The sequence below is a fragment of the Streptomyces sp. NPDC058221 genome (genome assembly GCF_042882365.1).
Lineage (GTDB): Bacteria > Actinomycetota > Actinomycetes > Streptomycetales > Streptomycetaceae > Streptomyces.
Genome location: NZ_JBHVWF010000020.1, coordinates 45,394 through 63,768 on the forward strand (window position 1 = coordinate 45,394; position 18,375 = coordinate 63,768).

At 71.2% G+C, this 18,375-nt stretch carries 17 protein-coding genes; 9 read left to right on the plus strand and 8 right to left on the minus strand.

What is annotated here, in order from left to right:
* Positions 1-6: 6 nt before the first annotated feature.
* Complete coding sequence (locus ACFVW8_RS09620) at positions 7-732, minus strand: alpha/beta fold hydrolase (RefSeq protein ID WP_389687847.1); 726 nt, start codon at positions 730-732, stop codon at positions 7-9.
* A gap of 232 nt (positions 733-964) precedes the next feature.
* On the opposite strand from ACFVW8_RS09620, the gene ACFVW8_RS09625 reads away from it, so the two are divergent.
* Entirely contained in the window at positions 965-1,555 is a 591-nt protein-coding gene (locus ACFVW8_RS09625) for a TetR/AcrR family transcriptional regulator (protein ID WP_389687849.1), read from the plus strand.
* A gap of 36 nt (positions 1,556-1,591) precedes the next feature.
* On the opposite strand, the gene ACFVW8_RS09630 is transcribed toward ACFVW8_RS09625, so the two are convergent.
* Both ACFVW8_RS09630 and ACFVW8_RS09635 read right to left on the minus strand, forming a co-directional pair.
* Entirely contained in the window at positions 1,592-2,335 is a 744-nt protein-coding gene (locus tag ACFVW8_RS09630) for a GntR family transcriptional regulator (protein WP_389687911.1), read from the minus strand.
* 133 nt (positions 2,336-2,468) lie between these two features.
* Positions 2,469-3,392 (minus strand): LLM class F420-dependent oxidoreductase, encoded by a 924-nt coding sequence (locus tag ACFVW8_RS09635; protein WP_389687851.1) that lies wholly within the window; start codon positions 3,390-3,392, stop codon positions 2,469-2,471.
* 172 nt (positions 3,393-3,564) lie between these two features.
* Between ACFVW8_RS09635 and ACFVW8_RS09640 the strand changes: the two genes are divergently transcribed.
* Positions 3,565-5,010 (plus strand): glyceraldehyde-3-phosphate dehydrogenase, encoded by a 1,446-nt coding sequence (locus tag ACFVW8_RS09640; RefSeq protein ID WP_389687853.1) that lies wholly within the window; start codon positions 3,565-3,567, stop codon positions 5,008-5,010.
* 54 nt (positions 5,011-5,064) lie between these two features.
* On the opposite strand, the gene fusA is transcribed toward ACFVW8_RS09640, so the two are convergent.
* The 3 genes from fusA to ACFVW8_RS09655 form a co-directional block, all read right to left on the minus strand.
* Complete coding sequence (fusA, locus tag ACFVW8_RS09645) at positions 5,065-7,152, minus strand: elongation factor G (RefSeq protein ID WP_389687855.1); 2,088 nt, start codon at positions 7,150-7,152, stop codon at positions 5,065-5,067.
* 410 nt (positions 7,153-7,562) lie between these two features.
* Positions 7,563-7,883 carry a hypothetical protein gene (locus tag ACFVW8_RS09650; RefSeq protein ID WP_389687857.1) on the minus strand — a complete coding sequence of 107 codons (321 nt, stop codon included), beginning with the start codon at positions 7,881-7,883 and terminating at the stop codon, positions 7,563-7,565.
* A 124-nt stretch (positions 7,884-8,007) separates the two neighbouring features.
* Positions 8,008-8,910, minus strand: coding sequence for a DUF2510 domain-containing protein (locus ACFVW8_RS09655; protein ID WP_389687859.1), 903 nt, complete (start codon positions 8,908-8,910; stop codon positions 8,008-8,010).
* A 187-nt stretch (positions 8,911-9,097) separates the two neighbouring features.
* On the opposite strand from ACFVW8_RS09655, the gene ACFVW8_RS09660 reads away from it, so the two are divergent.
* From ACFVW8_RS09660 to ACFVW8_RS09690, 7 genes are all read left to right on the plus strand, one after another.
* On the plus strand, positions 9,098-9,838 hold the full coding sequence (locus tag ACFVW8_RS09660; protein ID WP_389687861.1) for a class I SAM-dependent methyltransferase: 741 nt from the start codon (positions 9,098-9,100) through the stop codon (positions 9,836-9,838).
* A 99-nt stretch (positions 9,839-9,937) separates the two neighbouring features.
* Positions 9,938-10,315, plus strand: a complete 378-nt coding sequence (locus tag ACFVW8_RS09665) for a DUF4440 domain-containing protein (RefSeq protein WP_389687863.1) — start codon at positions 9,938-9,940, stop codon at positions 10,313-10,315.
* 60 nt (positions 10,316-10,375) lie between these two features.
* Positions 10,376-11,419, plus strand: coding sequence for a S66 peptidase family protein (locus tag ACFVW8_RS09670; RefSeq protein WP_389687865.1), 1,044 nt, complete (start codon positions 10,376-10,378; stop codon positions 11,417-11,419).
* A gap of 130 nt (positions 11,420-11,549) precedes the next feature.
* Positions 11,550-12,281 (plus strand): FadR/GntR family transcriptional regulator, encoded by a 732-nt coding sequence (locus tag ACFVW8_RS09675; RefSeq protein ID WP_389687867.1) that lies wholly within the window; start codon positions 11,550-11,552, stop codon positions 12,279-12,281.
* Positions 12,282-12,457: 176 nt separating this feature from the next.
* Entirely contained in the window at positions 12,458-13,225 is a 768-nt protein-coding gene (locus ACFVW8_RS09680) for a (Fe-S)-binding protein (RefSeq protein WP_389687869.1), read from the plus strand.
* Complete coding sequence (locus tag ACFVW8_RS09685; RefSeq protein ID WP_389687871.1) at positions 13,222-14,763, plus strand: LutB/LldF family L-lactate oxidation iron-sulfur protein; 1,542 nt, start codon at positions 13,222-13,224, stop codon at positions 14,761-14,763. The genes ACFVW8_RS09680 and ACFVW8_RS09685 overlap by 4 nt, the downstream gene beginning before the upstream one ends.
* Complete coding sequence (locus ACFVW8_RS09690; protein ID WP_389687873.1) at positions 14,760-15,392, plus strand: lactate utilization protein C; 633 nt, start codon at positions 14,760-14,762, stop codon at positions 15,390-15,392. The genes ACFVW8_RS09685 and ACFVW8_RS09690 overlap by 4 nt, the downstream gene beginning before the upstream one ends.
* Positions 15,393-15,439: 47 nt before the next feature.
* On the opposite strand, the gene ACFVW8_RS09695 is transcribed toward ACFVW8_RS09690, so the two are convergent.
* Complete coding sequence (locus ACFVW8_RS09695; protein ID WP_389687875.1) at positions 15,440-17,341, minus strand: DUF2264 domain-containing protein; 1,902 nt, start codon at positions 17,339-17,341, stop codon at positions 15,440-15,442.
* Entirely contained in the window at positions 17,338-18,369 is a 1,032-nt protein-coding gene (locus tag ACFVW8_RS09700) for a hydroxyacid dehydrogenase (RefSeq protein WP_389687877.1), read from the minus strand. Before ACFVW8_RS09700 ends, ACFVW8_RS09695 begins: the two co-directional genes overlap by 4 nt.
* Between the last annotated feature and the right edge of the window lie 6 nt (positions 18,370-18,375).

The window sequence follows — 18,375 nt, forward strand, 5'->3', positions numbered from 1 at the left end:
CGACGGTCAGCCCACCTTGAGCAGCAGATTCGTGAGGTCGGCCGGCAGGGTGATCATGCAGTCGTGGCCGGTGGGCAGTTCCCACACCTGTGCGGGCGAACCGTTGGGCTGTACCGGCGGGACGGGGCGGCGGGTGATCCCTTCCGGCACGCCGACCGTGCAGTGGATGTGTGTCCGCTCGATCGTGTCGGCCGCCGGATTGTCCAGCTGGACAGGTTGCTGGAGGCAGAGCACCGGCTGGTCGGACAGCGTCGCGCGCAGCCAGGCGACGTCCGCCGGGTCGGTGACTCCGAAGAGCCCGCCGGGCGGCGGCATCTCGGGCAGCGGCGGAATCCGCCAAGGGGCGTCCGTCTTTGCGGCGTTGTCGATCAGAACCTGGGTGATCGGCTGGGCGTCGACCGCGGTCTCGCCGTGCGCGGGGACCATCGCGTCCAGGTAGACGAGGTGCGCGATCCGGTCCGGGACCCGGTTGGCGACGGACGAGATGACCAGCCCGGCGTAGCTGTGTCCCACGAGCACCACGTCGGTGAGGTCTTCCTCGACGATCAGCCCGACGACGTCCTCGACGTGGGTTTCGAGCCCCACATCGGGGCTGAGCAGATGTGCTCGGTCGCCGTAGCCGGTCAGTGACGGTGCACGTACCCGGTGCCCGGCCGCGGTCAGCAGAGGTACCACCCGCTCCCAGGACTGCCCGCTGTGCCAGGCGCCGTGCACCAGTAGATATGTTGACATTTTTTCGCTCCTTGCTGTGCTTGTCCGCGTCGAGGAGGCGCGGGAGAGGGCAGGGGAGGGGCGGCGGGGTTGCCCGCCGGAACGGTCGGCGGTGTCCGGACGGGTTCAGGGCAGGCGTCGGCGCCGCCGAAGGCTCCCCGGTCTGCCATCATGGTTAAACGGGACGATGTCCCGATTCGAAAATACGGGACACTGTCCCGTTTAGCAATCCCGGCAAGGAAGGGACGATGCGGTGAACGACGCCGATCGGGACACGGGGCCTGCGCCCCGGCCCAAGCGCGCGGACGCGCGACGCAACGAGGAGGTACTGCTCGGTTCTGCCGCCGCGGTCTTCGTCGAGTCGGGCGTGGAGGCGCCGATCCGCGACATCGCGGCCAGGGCCGGCGTCGGGACGGCCACGATCTACCGCCACTTCCCGACGCGAGCGGATCTCATCGTCGCGGTCTACCGGCACCAGGTCGAGGCGCTCGCCGAGGCCGGACCCGCCCTTCTGGCGAGCAGTGCGACGCCGCATGCCGCGCTGGGGCAGTGGGTCGATCTCTTTGTCGACTTCCTGGTCACCAAGCAGGGGCTCGCCAGGGTGCTGCAGTCCGACGACCCCTGTTTCGACCCCCTGCACTCCTACTTCGTCGAGCGTCTTGTCCCGGTCTGCGCCGAGCTGCTCGACGCCGCGGACCGGGCGGGCGAGATTCGCTCCGGCCTGGATGCCCAGGCGTTCATGCGCGGTGTCGGGGGCCTCTGCGCGGGCGCGGGAAACGATCCCCGCTACGACGCACGCGGGCTGGTCGAGATCCTCGTCGCGGGGCTGCGCCGCCCGCAGTAGTGCGGTGCGGCGACCGGGGTCGGCGGTTCGACCGGCTCAGTGCGCGGTCAGCGTCATCTCGAACGAGTACCGGGACGCCCGGTACAGGTGGGAGCCGAACTCCACCGGGCGACCCGCGTCGCCGAACACCGTGCGCTCCATGGTGAGCAGGGTGCCGCCGCGGGACTCTCCCAGCAGCCGGGACTCCACCGCGGTGGCCCGGCGTGCCCCGATCGTCTGGTCGGCGGTCCGCAGGGAGATGCCGGCCCGCCTGAGCAGTTCGTAGAGGCCGTGCTCGGCGAGGTCCTCCCCGGTCAGTGTCAGCAGGTCCGCAGGCAGGTGGTTCTCCATGACCGCTATGGGTGCGTCGTCCGCGTAACGCAGCCTGCGCACAGCCAGGGTGTCCACGCCGGGTTCGAGCTTGAGGGCCGCCGCGACCTTGGCGGGAGCGGGCACGGTCTGCATCGACAGCACCTCGGTGCGCGGTTGCCGGCCGTCGCGTTTGAGGTCCTCGAAGAGGCTGGTCAGCTCGATCTGCCTGCGTACCCGGTTGTTGACGACCTGGGTGCCCACACCGCGCTTTCGCGCGAGCAGCCCCTTGTCCACGAGGTGTTGCATGGCCTGGCGCATGGTGGGACGGGACAGCCCGAACTGGTCCGCCAGGGCGATCTCGTTCTCCAGCCGCGTCCCGGGCGCCAGTGTGCCGGACTCGATGAGTTGTTGAAGCTGCTGAGCGACCTGGAAGTACAGCGGCACCGGGCTGCTCCGGTCGATGGTGATCAGCCTGGTGATCGACTCCATGTCGGGCTCCTCAGAACGTTGCGCCACGGGATCAGTATGCCGCACGTTCGACTCAAGCTCTGTACGTATATACGTCAGGACAATGAGTACGGTCCTGAACCCGCTCATCGGACCCGGCGCCGCCGGCGGCTCCTCAGCCGGCCAGCTCTCCCAGGAGCGCCCAGGTCCGGCGCCGGTCGGCGTCGCCGGCGAGGTCCGTCCCCGAGAACACCACCTCCGTGGCCCCGGCGTCCCGGTAGCGCTGTACCTCGGCGGCGACCGCCCGCTCGTCGCCGATCACGGCCACGTCGGCGGCGCGTTTCCCGCCGGACAGCTCCACGACCCGTGCGTAGGAGGGGATCTGCTCGTAGAACGCGAGCTGTTCGGTGGCCGTCGCGCGTGCGGCGTCGGGGTCGCTGGTGACCACGCCGTGCACGAGCGCCACGATCCGGGGCGCGGGCCGGCCCGCGCTCTCGGCCGCCGCGGTGACCGCCGGGACGATGTGCTCGGCCAGGGCCCGGGGGCCGGCGAGATAGGGCAGGATCCCGTCCGCCAGCTCGCCGCTGACGCGCAACGCCTGCGGGCCCATCGCGGCGACGAGCAGCGGCACACCGGCCTCCGCTCCGGGCACGCGTGCGGGGACCGGTGTGGCCGCGGTGAGCAGCTCGCCGTGGAAGTCGGCGGCGCCGGTCTCGGTGAGCTGCCGCAGAGCGGTGAGGAACTCCCGCAGTCGGGCGATGGGTCGCTCGTACGGGAGGCCGAAGCCGCCTTCGGTCAGCAGTCTGGTGCCGAGGGCGAGCCCCAGGTGGTAGCGGCCGTGCGTGGCCGCCTGCGCGGTCTGGGCCTGGCTGGACACGATCAGCGGGTGGCGGCCGAAGACGGGAATCGCGGACGTTCCCACGTCGATACCGGGCACCTCCCGCCCGACGAGTGCCGCAAGCTGCGGGGAGTCGGCGCCGAAGGTCTGCCCGAACCAGGCGGACCGCAGCCCCGCGGCCGCTGCCTCGGCGGCAAGACGCACGCTCGTGTCGATCTGGTTGCCGGTGCCGGTCGCACCGATAGCTACTCCAACAGTCATAACAGTGGGGAACCAAGGGAGTTGGGCGCGCATTCCGCCGCCTCTGTGACAACTTCATGTCCGCTTTGTGTACGAGGGTGAGGGTGGGCCGGAGGGGCCGGCGGCACCCTTTCGATGATCAAAAGAACAGCGGGTTACCATATGAGCGCCTCCTAGCTCGAAAGATAAACCTGTGACTGTCAATGACGACTCGTTCACCAACTGGAAGAACCGCGAGGAGATCGCGGAGTCGATGATCCCGATCATCGGGAAGCTGCACCGGGAGCGGGACGTCACCGTCCTGCTGCACAGCCGCTCCCTGGTGAACAAGTCGGTGGTCAGCATCCTCAAGACCCACCGGTTCGCCCGGCAGATCGCCGGTGAGGAACTCTCGGTCACCGAGACGCTGCCGTTCCTGCAGGCGCTCACCACCCTCGATCTCGGCCCTTCCCAGATCGACATCGGCATGCTCGCCGCGACATACCGGGCCGACGACCGCGGACTCTCCGCTGCGGAGTTCACCGCCGGTGCCGTGGCGGGCGCCACGGGCGCGGACAAGATCGAGCGCCGTGAGCCGCGCGATGTCGTCCTCTACGGATTCGGCCGCATCGGCCGTCTCCTGGCCCGGCTGCTCATCGAGAAGGCGGGTTCCGGCAACGGTCTGCGGCTGCGCGCCATCGTCGTCCGCAAGGCAGCCGGTCAGGACATCGTGAAGCGCGCCTCGCTGCTGCGCCGCGACTCCATCCACGGCCAGTTCCAGGGCACGATCACCGTCGACGAGGCGAACAACAAGATCATCGCCAACGGCAACGAGATCAAGGTGATCTACTCCGACGACCCGACGACGGTGGACTACACGGAGTACGGGATCAGGGACGCCGTCCTCATCGACAACACCGGCAGATGGCGCGACCGCGAGGGGCTGTCGCAGCACCTGCGCCCCGGCGTCGCCAAGGTCGTGCTCACCGCTCCGGGCAAGGGCGACGTCCCCAACGTCGTCCACGGGGTCAACCACGACATGATCAAGCCGGACGAGCAGATCATCTCCTGCGCCTCGTGCACCACCAACGCGATCGTCCCGCCGCTGAAGGCGATGGCGGACGAGTACGGCGTCCTGCGCGGTCACGTGGAGACGATCCACTCGTTCACCAACGACCAGAACCTGCTGGACAATTACCACAGCTCGGACCGCCGCGGCCGGTCCGCGCCGCTCAACATGGTCATCACCGAGACCGGTGCGGCATCCGCCGTGGCCAAGGCGCTGCCCGACCTGGACGCGACGATCACCGGCAGCTCGATCAGGGTCCCGGTGCCGGACGTCTCGATCGCGATCCTCAGTCTGAAGCTCGGGCGCGAGACCACCCGCACCGAGGTCCTCGACCACCTCCGCGAGGTGTCGCTGACCTCGCCGCTCAAGCGCCAGATCGACTTCACCACCGCCCCGGACGCGGTCTCCAGCGACTTCATCGGCTCGCGCCACGCCTCCATCGTGGACGCCGGCCCCACCCAGGTCGACGGCGACAACGCGATCCTCTACCTCTGGTACGACAACGAGTTCGGCTACTCCTGCCAGGTCGTCCGGGTCGTCCAGCATGTCTCCGGGGTGGAGTACCCGACCTTCCCCGTCCCCGTGCTCTGACCCCGGCCTCCCCCCCCGTGTGCGGGCTGCCCGCACACGGGGAGGGACCGGTCACTACCGTCCCGGAACCGTGCTCGGCGCCGGGGCGTAGCCCGTGGCGCGGGTGGTGAACGTTCCCCGGCCCTGCGTCCGGCTGCGCAGCCGCGTCGCGTAGCCGAACAGCTCGGCCAGTGGCACGGTCGCCGTGATCACCGCCGTGCCGGGCCGCGCGGTGGAACCGGACACCTGGCCACGCCGTGCGGCCAGGTCGCCCAGCACGCCGCCCACGGCGTCGTCGGGCACGGTGACCGTGACCTCGGCCACCGGTTCCAGCAGCACCATCGCGCACGAGCGCAGCGCCTCGCGGAGCGCGAACCGCCCGGCGGTGCGGAACGCCAGCTCCGAGGAGTCCTTGGGATGGGTGGCGCCGTCGGTCAGCGTCACCCGCACCCCGGTCACCGGGTGTCCGCCGAGCGGGCCCTCGATCAGAGCGTCCCGGCATCCGGCCTCGACCGCCCGGACGTACTCCTGCGGCACCCGGCCGCCCACGACGGCGGAACGGAACACGAATTCCGCCCCGCCGTCCCCGTCCTGACCATCGTTTGCCTTCAACGGCTCGACGTTCAGGACGACATGGGCGAACTGCCCGGCGCCGCCGTCCTGCTTGACGTGCCGGTACACCAGCCCGGACACCCCGCGTACGAGCGTCTCCCGGTAGGCGACCTGCGGCCGGCCGACCCGGAGCTCCAGACCGTGGGCGCGGCGGATCTTCTCGGCCGCCACCTCCAGATGGAGTTCGCCCATGCCCGAGAGCACCGTCTGACCCGTCTCGGGGTCGGTCCGCACGACGAGCGACGGATCCTCCTCGGCCAGCCGCACCAGGGCCGACATCAGCCGTTCCGTGTCGGTGCGCCGGCAGGCCTCGACCGCCACCGACACGACCGGGTCGGCCACGGTGGGCGGTTCGAGGACCATCGGAGCGCCCGGCGCGCACAGAGTGGCCCCGGCCCGGGTGGCCTTGAGCCCGATCACCGCGACGATGTCACCGGCCACCGCGGCATCGACATCGACATGGCGGTCCGCCTGGACCCGCAGGATCCGGCCGACCCGCTCGTTGCGCCGCGCACCCACGTCCAGCACCGTCTCCCCCTTCCCGATCGTGCCCGAGTACACCCGCAGATAGGTCAGCCGGCCCGTCGCCGTCGCGTTCACCTTGAACGCCAGTGCGGCGAACGGAGCCGCCGGATCCGCGGCCCGCTCCTGCACCGTGTCGCCGAGCACGCCGCGTACGGGCGGCACGTCCAGCGGGGACGGCAGATAGGCCACGACGGCCTCCAGCAGCGGCTCGATACCGCGGTTGCGGTAGGCCGAACCGCACAGCACGACGACGCCCTCACCCGTGCGGGTCAGGTCGCGCAGTGCCTCGGCCAGGGTGCGCGCGGAGAGCGTGGACCGCGCACAGAACTCCTCCAGGGCGACCGGGTGGAGTTCGGCCACCGTCTCCTCCAGCACCCGCCGGCGCCGCTGTGCCTCCTCCCGCAGTGCGCCGGGCACCTCCGCCTCCTCGTAGGTGTCACAGCCGTCGGCCCACACCAGTGCCCGCATGCGCAGCAGATCCACCACGCCGGTGAACCGCTCCTCGTTCCCGATCGGAAGCTGGACCACCAACGGGACCGTGTGCAGCCGCTCCCGGATGGAAGCGACCGCGGCGTCGAGATCGGCGCCGACGCGGTCGAGCTTGTTGACGAAGGCGATACGCGGCACGCCGTGCCGGTCGGCCTGGCGCCACACGGACTCGCTCTGCGGTTCCACCCCCGCGACCGCGTCGAACACCGCGACCGCGCCGTCGAGCACCCGCAGCGAACGCTCCACCTCGTCGGCGAAGTCGACATGGCCCGGGGTGTCGATCAGGTTGATCCGGTGGTCGGCCCAGGTACAACTGACCGCAGCGGCGAAGATGGTGATCCCTCGATCGCGTTCCTGCGGGTCGAAGTCGGTGATGGTCGTGCCGTCGTGGACCTCGCCGCGCTTGTGGGTCGTGCCGGTGGCGTAGAGGATCCGTTCGGTGACGGTGGTCTTGCCGGCGTCGACGTGGGCCAGGATGCCCAGATTGCGAACGCCGGTGAGCGTGCTGGTGAGATGACGGTGCAGTTCGGTGCGCACGGTCCGTGGCCCTTCGGGGTGATCCGGAAGAAGACAGCGCGATCCTCGGACGAACACGGCCTGTCCGCAGGCCTGCAGAACCCTGGGCCGCGGTGCGCCGCACGGGGCGTCACCGCGATGACGGTCAGTCAATGGAGAGACGGGGCTCAGGTGTTCGTCGCGGGTGTCCGGGGCCGGCCGCGCAGCCGGCGCCGGGCGGAGGTAGACACCAGGATCACCTCGAACCGCGACAGGGGGACGACGGCATCGGTGCGGTAGCGCACGGCAGGTCTCCCCTCACTGGTCACGGTGCGCGCCGGGACGTGGCGGCGGCGCGCGATCTCGTGACGATTCTAGGGAGGTGGACGCGGCGGGGGAACCGGTTTTCCGCGCAGGACCGGCGTTGTCGCCGGTCCATGGCCCACGTTCGTCTACCGGTTCGGCTGAATGCGACGGCGGGTGGGACGCCCGTCGGGCGACGCCTCGGTGCCGCGCCCCAGAAGGCGGGCGCGGGGCTTCAAGGTCCTGCGGCAGCGCCGGAGCGCGTTCCGGCCGCAGCCGCGCCACTCGGCGGGCGAGACGCCCGCACCCCGGCCGCCACGGGTGATCAGCGCGTTCACCGGTGTGTGGGGGTCCATGGCCATCGTCCGGGCCAGCAGGACGCCGATCACCAACGGGGCCAGGGTGACGGCCAGCGTGGTGCCGGCACTGGTGACGTGCTGCATGCGGGGGCGCGGTGCGTCGGGAGCCATGGCCCCATTCGAGCAGGGGCACGCCCCGCGCGGGATCGGGCGATGTACTCAGTACGGGCGGCCCGGATACTCAGCCCGGGCCGCGCGGCGCCCCCGCAGGAAGCAAGGCCCACGACTACGAGGACTACGCCGTGGTGCCCGGGCCGGATCCGGCCCCCGTGCCCTCGGCGGCCTTGATGCCCTTGGTGATGTCGTCCAGGACGGACAGGGCGGGGGCCTTGGCGTTGATGTCGAAGCCCGAGCGGACGACGATCAGCATGTTCTCGGCGTGGGGGGAGGGGAAGGCCAGCGATTCGACGTACCCGTCGTCACCGTTCTTCGTCACCACCTTCCAGCGCACCCGGTAGCCCTTCTGACCGGCCACCGTGACCGCTTCGGACTTCAGCTCCTCGTGCGAGGTGATGCCGCCGTAGATCTTCTCGCCGTACGAGTCCTTCGCGTTGGTCGCGATGTCCTTCTCGGCCGTGGCCTTGGCCGTCTTGGCGCTCAGCTTCAGCGCCTCGGCAGGGGCGGAGAACACCCCGCCGCGGACGCACTGTTGGGAGGTGTCCCCGGGGCACGCGTACGTACCGGTGGTCACCCCCGCACCCATGCCCGACTCGCCCTTCCAGCCGTCGGGGACGGGGATGCTGATTCCGCTCGCCAGGTCCGTGGCGTAACCGTCCTCGGTCTGCGGCTGCTGCTGCTCGGGGTTCTCGCTCCCGCCGTCGCCACCGCCGCTGCCGCCCGGCGCGCCGGGTTGCCGGCTGGAGGGCGGGGAGGGAGAGGTGGACGGGGCGGTGGCCGTGCTGTGCGTCTTCTTGCCGGAGTCGTCGGTCAGCAGATAGATGCCGCCTCCGATGGCGGCGAGTACCACCACGCCGGCGGTTATCCCGGCACCGATGCGTATCCGGCGGCTGCGGACGGCCGCGGGTGGCACGCGGAGATGATCGGTCCACTGACTCCCGTCCCACCAGCGTTCCTGGATGGGGCCAAATCCTGTGTACCCGGGGTCTGGATGCCAGCCGGGCGGGCTCGTCTGCGTCACGGCAGCCACCGTAGTCGGCTTGCCTGAGAATCCTATGAATCGGTGAACGGCATCGGTTCGTGATATCCGTTCCGCTTGTGGTCTAGACAATTGATGGCCGGTGTCGCTAGCATCCGCGACGGATCGCGGCGGGCCCGGGGCAGCGGTTCGTCCGGCCCGTTGTCGACCGCGGCAGGATTGAGGGCTTATGGAAGCGGATGCTCCCGACCGTCGGTTCGCCGAGGACTACCGCCTCGCCCGGGAGATTCCGCGCGACGGACTCACCGCGTGGCGCGCGGCCGTCGCGGCCGAGGTGGAACTCGTGCCGGGAGCCGTCGTTCTGGACATCGGGGCCGGGACCGGAGCCTTCTCCGCCGCGTTCGCCGACTGGTTCGGGGTGCGGGTGCTCGCGGTGGAGCCGTCCGGTGCCATGCGCGCGCTGATCTCGCGGACCGCGGACATCGAGGCACTGGAAGGCCGCGCCGAGGCACTGCCCGTGCCGGACGCATGCGCGGACGCGGCCTGGCTCGGTTCGGTCGTCCACCACATCAGTGATCTGCCCGCCGCGGCACGCGAGATACGCAGGGCTCTGAAGCCGGGGGCGCCGGTGCTCATCCGCAACTCGTTTCCCGGCCGGTGCACGCGTGATCTGCGGGTGCGGTTCTTCCCCGGTGCCGCGCGCATCGTCGACGGCTATCCGACCGTCGAGGAGACCTGCGCGGCGTTCGGCGCCGCCGGTTTCACCCGGGTCGCACTGCACGCCGTGCCGCAGGAGAGCGCGCCGAACCTGGGCGACTTCGCCGACCGGATCCGGCGGGACACCGACGCGAAACTCCGGGGCCTCACCGACGAGGAGTTCGAGAGCGGGATGCGGCGGCTCCGGCGGGCCGCGGCACAGGAGCCGGACCGGCCGGCCGTCAGCTGGATGGACCTGCTGGTCCTGGCCTGACCGTACGGAAAACGGCCGTGCGGGCCCGGCGCGATCCGGACGGGAGGGACCGGTGGGTGTTCCGGCCCTGACCGACCGGAGGCCGCCTAAGGTCTCCGTATGAGCGGAGACGATGAGGAGCAGCGGGCCGTGCGGGCCGCCGTCGAGGGGGAGCTGCGGCTGCTCGATCCGGACGTGCGGGCGCGGCCCGACGCGGTGACCGAACTCCTCGACCCGGATTTCACCGAGTTCGGGGCGTCCGGCCGGCGTTATGACAGGGCGTCGATCCTCGTCGTCACCTCCGCCGATGCCGGGGGACCGTCCGAGCCGACCGCCGCCACCGATATGTCCGGCGCGCTGCTGGCTCCCGGGCTCGTCCATCTGACGTTCACGACGGAGAGCAACGGCCGCCGGGTGAGGCGCAATTCGATCTGGCGGCGGACCGGGTCGCTGTGGCGGCTCTACTTCCACCAGGGCACGCCGGTCAACTGCCCCTGAAGCGCGGGCACCGGCGGATATTCGGCGGCCGATGGCCGGGGCACGATCTACGCTCCCGGCATGACGACCCCGAGATATCCCGCCAAGCCCCGGCCCGGTGACCGCATTGCCGTGCTGTCTCCCGCTTCCGGTCTTCCCGGCATCCTCCCGCTCCCGTACGAGCTGGGGTTGCGCAGGCTCCGTGACGACTTCGGGCTGGAGCCCGTGGAGTACCCCAGCACCCGGAAGATGGGCTCCACCCCTCAGGCGCGTGCCGCCGACATCAACGCGGCCTTCGGGGACCCCACGATCAAGGCCGTCATCGCCAGCATCGGCGGTGACGACCAGATCACCGTGCTGCCCTTCCTGGACCGGGAATTGCTGCGTGCACACCCCAAGCCCTTCTTCGGCTACAGCGACAACACCAACCTGCTGGTGTTCCTCGACCGCCTCGGCATCGTCGGTTACCACGGCGGATCGGTGATGGTCGAGCTGGGCCGTCCCGGGGCGATGCAGCCTCGGACCGTCGAATCGCTGCGGGCGGCGCTGTTCACCCGTGACGCGTACGAGCTCGTCCCGGCGAAGGAGAGCGGCAGTGTCGACCGGCCGTGGGACGACCCGCGGACCTTCGACAGCGAACCCGGTCTGCTGCCCGCCGACGGCTGGACCTGGCACAACGCGGGCCGGGTGGTCGAGGGGGCGAGCTGGGGCGGCAACCTGGAGATCCTGTCCTGGCTGCTGATGGCCGACCGGGAGATGCGGCCGGCCGACGCGTACGAGGGCCGGGTGCTGTTCCTCGAAACGTCCGAGGAGTTGCCCGGCGCCGACGAGGTGTACCGGATCCTGCGCAACATGGGGGAGCGGGGACTGCTCGGACGGTTCCCGGCCCTGCTGATGGCACGCGCCAAGAACTGGTCCTTCGAGCAGCCGCTCGACGCCGCCGCCGGAGAGTCGTACCGCGTGCGGCAGCGGGAGGCGGTCCTGCGGGCGTTGAACGAGTACGCCCCCGACACCATGGCCGTCTTCGACGTCGACCTCGGCCACACCGACCCCCAGCTGATCATTCCGTACGGCGGCCGGGTGCGGGTGGACGGTGTGGCCCGCCGCATCGTCGTGACGTACTGAGAGAGCGGCTCAGCCCGGATGGAGCCGCCGCTCGTTCTGGTCCGACCACATGATGTGTGTGACATAGTGGGAGATTCGGACAAGAGCGGTCGGCCCACGGAACGGCCCCGGCCGCGGCAGGGGGTGGCGGATGCCCGTCGAATGGCAGCCCGTACAGCAGTCGCGCACGCATGAGCTGGTGCTCCAGAGCATTGAGCAGCGGGTGTTCGCCGGTGAGCTCAAGGCCGGCGACCGGCTGCCGCCCGAACGGGAGCTCGCCCCGGTCCTCGGTGTCAGCCGTTCGGCGCTGCGTGAGGCGCTGCGGGTGCTGGAGACCATCGGAGTGCTGGTGGCGCAGCCGGGCCGGGGCCCGGACGCCGGGGCGCGGATCGTCCGAAACCCCGAAGGGGCGCTCGGACGGCTGCTCAGACTCCACTTCGCACTCGGCAGCTACAGCCTGGAGGACGTGCTGGAGGCGCGGGTGGTCCTGGAGCGGTCGAGCTTCGAGGCCGCCGCACGGCACGCCCCGGCGGCCGATCTGGACGAGGCCGAGGCGCTGGTCGTACGGATGGGGGAGCCGGATGTCGAGGTGCCGGAGTTCAACGACCTGGACACCCGGTTCCACGTCCGGATCGCCCGCAGCTCCGGCAACGAGCTGACCTCCACGCTCACCTCCGCGGTGCGGGAGTCGGTCCGGCCGCTGATCCTGCGCGCCCTGGAGGCTGCGGAGGACTGGCCGGCCACGGCCGCCGCGCTCAACGCCGACCACATCGAGCTGCTGCGCCTGGTGAGGGCGGGTGAGGGCGCGCGCGCCGCCGATGTGGCCGAGGCGCACATCCGCGGGCTGCACGGCACCCTGGTCGACGAGAAGCCCACCGCCTGAACGCGTGACCCGAGCCGTCGCGATGCCCCCTCCCGGGGGTGCCGCGGCGGCTTTTGCGTGCGGTGGCGCCTTCTCGACGCCGGACATGGGTGCGTCACGCTCTTCCCGCTTCCGGATGGAGGATAGTATGGTCGGACCATAAATTGAGCTACGCAGAGAAATGATCGGGGAGACCCATGCGCATCGGACTCTTCGCCACCTGTCTGGGAGACACGCTCTTCCCCGAGGCGGTGAAATCCACCGCGGTGCTGCTGGCCCGCCTGGGTCACGAGGTGGTGTTCCCGCCGGGGCAGACCTGCTGCGGCCAGATGCACGTCAACACCGGCTACCAGCGCGAACCCGTCCCGCTGGTGCGCAACTTCGCAGAGCAGTTCGGCGACTCCTCCATCGAGGCCGTCGTCATGCCCTCGGGATCGTGCGCCGGCTCGGTCCGCCACCAGCACGAGATCGTGGCCGAACGCTACGGTGACGCGGCACTGCGCAAGGGCGTCGCCACCGTGAAGGCGAAGACGTACGAGCTCTCCGAATTCCTCGTCGACGTGCTGGACGCCACCGATGTCGGCGCGTACTTCCCGCACCGGGTCACCTACCACCCCACCTGTCACTCACTGCGCATGCTCCGGGTCGGTGACAAGCCGCTGCGACTGCTGCGGGCCGTCGACTCGATCGATCTGGCCGAGCTGCCCGAGGCGGACGCCTGCTGCGGATTCGGCGGCACCTTCGCCCTGAAGAACGCCGACACGTCGACCGCGATGCTCCAGGACAAGATGCGCAACATCGCCACCACCCGGGCCGATGTCTGCACCGCAGGCGACTCCTCCTGCCTGATGCACATCGGCGGCGGGCTCTCCCGGATCAGCTCCGGCACCAGCACCCTGCACCTGGCGCAGATCCTCGCAGCCACCCGTACCTCGCCGCATCTCCCGCTGGAGGCCGCCCGATGAGCAGCACCTTTCTCGGCATGCCCGCGACCCCGCCGCGCTCCCCGTACGGGACGGGCAACCTGCGCGGCGACCGGACGTTCCCCGCGGCCGCCCACGACGAGCTCGGCAACGAGCAGCTGCGCCGCAACCTCGGCCGTGCCACCCACACCATCCGCGCCAAACGCATCAACGTCACCGGCGAGCTGCCCGACTGGGAGGAACTGCGCGACGCGGGATCGGCCATCAAGACCGACACCATGAACCGCCTCCCCGAACTTCTGGAGGAGCTGGAGCGCAAGGTCACCGAACGCGGCGGCACGGTCCACTGGGCACGGGACGGCGCCGAGGCCAACGAGATCGTCGCGCGGCTGGTCAAGGAGACGGGCAGCAAGGAGGTCATCAAGGTCAAGTCGATGGCCACCCAGGAGATCGGCCTCAACGAGCACCTCGAATCCATCGGCATCACCCCGTACGAGACCGACCTCGCCGAGCTCATCGTGCAGCTCGCCCACGACAAGCCCTCGCACATCCTGGTTCCCGCGATCCATCGCAACCGGGACGAGATCCGGCAGATCTTCCTCAAGGAGATCCCGGGCGTCGACCCGTCCCTGGACAACGTCCCCGCGCACCTCGCCGCCGCGGCCCGCGCCTATCTGCGCGAGAAGTTCATGACGACGAAGGTGGCCGTCTCCGGGGCCAACTTCGGTATCGCCGAGACCGGCACCCTGTCCGTCGTCGAGTCGGAGGGGAACGGGCGCATGTGCCTGACCCTGCCCGACACCCTGATCACCGTCATGGGCATCGAGAAGGTGCTGCCGCGCTACCAGGACCTGGAAGTCTTCCTGCAGTTGCTGCCGCGCTCCTCCACCGGCGAGCGGATGAACCCGTACACCTCGATGTGGACCGGGGTCACCCCCGGCGACGGGCCGGGGACCTTCCATCTGGTGCTCCTCGACAACGGCCGCACCGCGGCCCTCGCCGACCGGATCGGCCGCGAGGCGCTCAACTGCATCCGCTGCTCGGCCTGTCTCAACGTCTGCCCGGTGTACGAACGCGCCGGCGGCCACGCCTACGGATCGACGTACCCCGGACCGATCGGCGCCGTCCTCACCCCGCAGCTCGCCGGCATGCACGCCGCCAAGGACGACCCCAACAGCTCGCTGCCGTTCGCCTCCAGCCTCTGCGGGGCCTGCTTCGACGCCTGCCCGGTCAAGATCGACATCCCGTCGCTGCTGGTGGAGCTGCGCCACCAGCACACCGAGGAGTCCGGCACCACGGCCGAGAAACTCGCCATGAAGGCGGCGGCCGGAGTGATGAAGAAGCCGAAGCTCTTCACCGCGGCGCAGAAGGCCTCGGGCCTCGGCCGCGTCATCGCCGGCCGGGACAAGAAGATCTCGTACCTGCCGCCGCCGTTCAACGGGTGGAGCGACAGCCGGGACATCCCCGCCCCGCCCAAGCAGACCTTCCGATCCTGGCTGGCATCGGCGGAGGGAACCGCGACGATGCGGGCGGCAGCCGACGAACACACGCAGAACCAGCAGCAGGAGGAGGAGAAGTGACGACCGCTCGCGAAACGGTGCTCGGCCGTGTCCGGGACGCCCTGGCCCTCGCTCCCGCCGCAGACACCCCGGTCCCGCGGGACTACCGCACCGGGCGCACCCTCCCCGACGCGGAGCGCCTGGCCCTGTTCACGGACCGGCTCGTCGACTACAAGGCACAGGTCCACCCCTGCACCGCGGACCGGACCGCCGAGGTCGTCGCCGAGGTGCTGCGGGAGCAGGGCGCCCACCGGATCGGGGTGCCCGCCGGACTCGACCCGCAGTGGCTCACCGCCTACGACGGCGAGGTCCAGCAGGACTCCGCGGACATCCCGGCACCACGGCTGGACGCCCTCGACGGTGTCGTCACGGCCTCGGCCGTCAGCTGCGCCGAGACCGGCACGATCTTCCTGGACGGGTCGCCCGACCAGGGACGGCGGGCGCTGTCGCTGGTGCCCGATCTCCACGTCTGCGTCGTCGATCTGTCGACCGTGCAGGTGGGCGTCCCGGAGGCGGTGGCCCGGCTGGTGCCGGAGCGGCCGACGACACTGATCAGCGGACCGTCGGCCACCTCGGACATCGAGTTGGAACGGGTGGAGGGCGTACACGGTCCGCGCACCCTGGCGGTCGTGATCCGTACGGACGCATGAGGCAGAGGGGTGCGCGGCTACCGGCCCCGCACCCCTCTGCCACCTGCTCAGCCGTGGCCGACCGTCACCGGCCCGAACGCGATACGGGTCGTCGCCGCGTCCTCGGACCAGCACACCTCGACCGTGTCCCCGTCGACGTTCACCCCGCTCACCACCGCGTCCAGCGCGTCCGCGCCGGGCTCCGCACTCAGCGAGGCGAGCGCCACCAGCACCACCGTGCCCTCGGCGTCCGCGCCCAGCCGGGGCAGCACCGCCCAGGGCGTGTACGCCGTGCCCTGCGGAGCCCGTACCTCGTCCCGGGACTCCCAGCCGTGCAGACCGTGCAGCGCCGACGTCACCTCGGACCCCGGGCCGGTCGCCCAGCCCGTCTGCTCGACCCGGGTGCCGGGCGGGGCCCCCAGCACCCGGTGCACCCGCAGTTCGTACCGGCCGCGGACGACGGTCACGCTCTCCACCCGGAGCCCCGGCACCATCGGCGCACCGCCCGCGAACACCGGCCGGTGCCAGGACGCGGCCCAGCCCCAGCCGTCGCCGCCGCCCGCCCCGAGCGGCCGGATCGCGCGACGGCCGCTGCGAACCCCTGCGACCAGGACGGCCAGATGGTTGTCGGCCGCGTTCGCCCGTGAGGTCGGGCCGGTCACCGTCGAGTACGACTGACGGCTGTACAGCGGGTCGTCGTGCACCGCCGACTCGCCCTCGTGCGGCCGGACATGGTCACTGCCGTGGTTGTGCAGCCGTACGATCCCGTCCGCCCGGGTCGACTGGACGAGCAGTCCCGGCGCGGGCAGTGCGAGCACCCGGTCGGGCCCCTCACTCGGGGCCGGCTCCTCGGTGGCCGTCCACAGCGGGTGGCCGGCCGGGGCGAGCAGCGAGACGAAGGCCTTGGACGCCCAGTACGGCGAGGCCGGGCCCGAGTAGGGCTGGAGCGTGGCGTCGTGCGGTCCGTGCCAGCCCAGGCTCAGCAGTCCGTCGGTGCCGGTCGCGCCGCGGTCCAGGAAGTAGCGCAGCGCCCCGCTGATCACCCGCCGGGACGCGCCCGGTGCGAGCGGGGTCTGTCCGGTGACCGCGCCGAGCCCGACCGCCGCGCCGGCCGCGAACCGGTAGGCCAGCGAACGCCCGAAGTGGATCGGCGCGCCGTCCCCGCCGAACAGCAGCGAGAAGCTCTCCAGGTGCTCGCGCAGCCGTGATCCGTAGTGCGCGGACAGCTCGGCGTCGCCCGACAGATGGGCGTCGAGCACCGGATAGAGGTGCAGCGCCCAGCCGTTGTAGTGGTCGAAGGCGCGGCCGTCGCCGTCCGCGTACCAGCCCTGGCCGCGGTACCAGCCCTCCAGCAGATCGAGTGCCCGCTCCCTTGCACGGGCCGTCTCCGCGTCGCCGCGCCCCACCGACTCCAGGAATCCGGCCACCGAGTAGGGGAACAGGTACCAGTTGTTCGGCGCGGGGATGTGCCTCAGGGAGCCGCGCAGCCACTCCTCGGCCCGGTCCTGCACCGCCGGGTCCAGCCGGTCCCAGAGCCACGGCCGGGTGAGCCGCAGCCCGATGGCGACCGAGGCGGACTCCACCATGGGCTGGCCGAACACGGAGTGGTCGAGGATCAGCGGCCAGGACTCGGTGTCGTCGCGGCCGGGCGTGCGGGTACCGGCCGCGAGCCCGTCGGCGTAGCGGTCGAGCCAGCCGTGCGGGTCCTTGCCTTCCGCGCCCGCGACCCGGAAGGCGGCGGCGAGGAAGGTGCGCGCGTAACCCTCCAGACCGTCGGAACGGACCCCGGAGGCCGATGGGCGGCCCGGCAGGTCGAGCAGCGCGCTGCCGGGGGTGGCCCACTGCCAGGCGGCCTTGAGCAGTCCGTCCGCCGCCGCCTCCCAGTGCGCGCGGGTGTAACCGGTGATTGGGCTCGTCGACCGGTCGTCGGCGGGGAGTTCCAGGGGAGAGTCCGTGTGCGGTCGGTTCATGCGAGGAAGGCCAGCCTTTCGCGTCGTACGGAATGGGCGAATCCGTCGCCCGCGGCCCAGCGTTCGCTCTCGCCCACGGCCAGATCGACGAGCCGCCGCCACTCGTTGCCCTGGGAGCCCGCCAGATGCGGGGTGATCAGCGCGTTCTCGCACTCCCACAGGGGGTGGCCGGTCGGCAGCGTGTCGGGGTCGGTGACATCGAGCACCGCCCGGATGCGGCCGAGCCGCAGGACGTCGGTGAGCGCGTCCTGGTCGACGACGGCGCCGCGCGCGGTGTTGATGAGCACGCCGTCCGGGCGCATGGACATGAGGAGTTCGCGGCTGACGAGCCCATGGGTGGCGGGCAGCAGCGGGGTGTGGACGCTCACCACGTCGCTCCGCGCGAACAGTTCACCGAGCCCGACCGGCCGGACGCCCAGCGCGGCCGCCTCCTCGTCGCTCACGTACGGGTCGTGCAGCAGCACCCGCAGGTCGTAGGGGCGCAGCAGTTCGACGACCCGCCGGCCGATGAGCGAGGCGGACAGGATGCCGACGGTCCGGCCGTAGTTGCCGACCTCCGGGGAGGTTGCCAGCCAGTTGTCGCGGTGGCGCTCGGTGCGGTAGTCACGGGCCCGTTCCAGGGCCCGTTTGCCGGAGAGCAGGATCATCGCGACGGTGTACTCCGCGACCGGCAGCGCGTTGGCCGCGGCAGCCGACGACACCTCGATGCCGCGTTCCCAGCAGGCCTCGGTGATGTGTCCGCGGACGCTGCCGGCCATGTGTGCGACGGCCCGCAGCCGGGGCGCCGCGGCCAGCGCCGCCTCGTCGAGGGGCGGGCAGCCCCAGCCGGTGACCAGCAGCTCCGTGTCCGCCAGTACGGCGCGGGCCCGGTCGGTGGTGAAGTCGTCGAGCACGGGCAGCGGCGCGAGGTCGCACACATCCGAGAGCGCGGCCAGCGAGCGCGCGTCCAGCAGGGCGGCCGCGGCATCCGGCTTCATGGCGACGGCGGCGCGCGGCCTGCGCCGCGCGGCAGGGGTGGTGAGGGGCATCTTTCT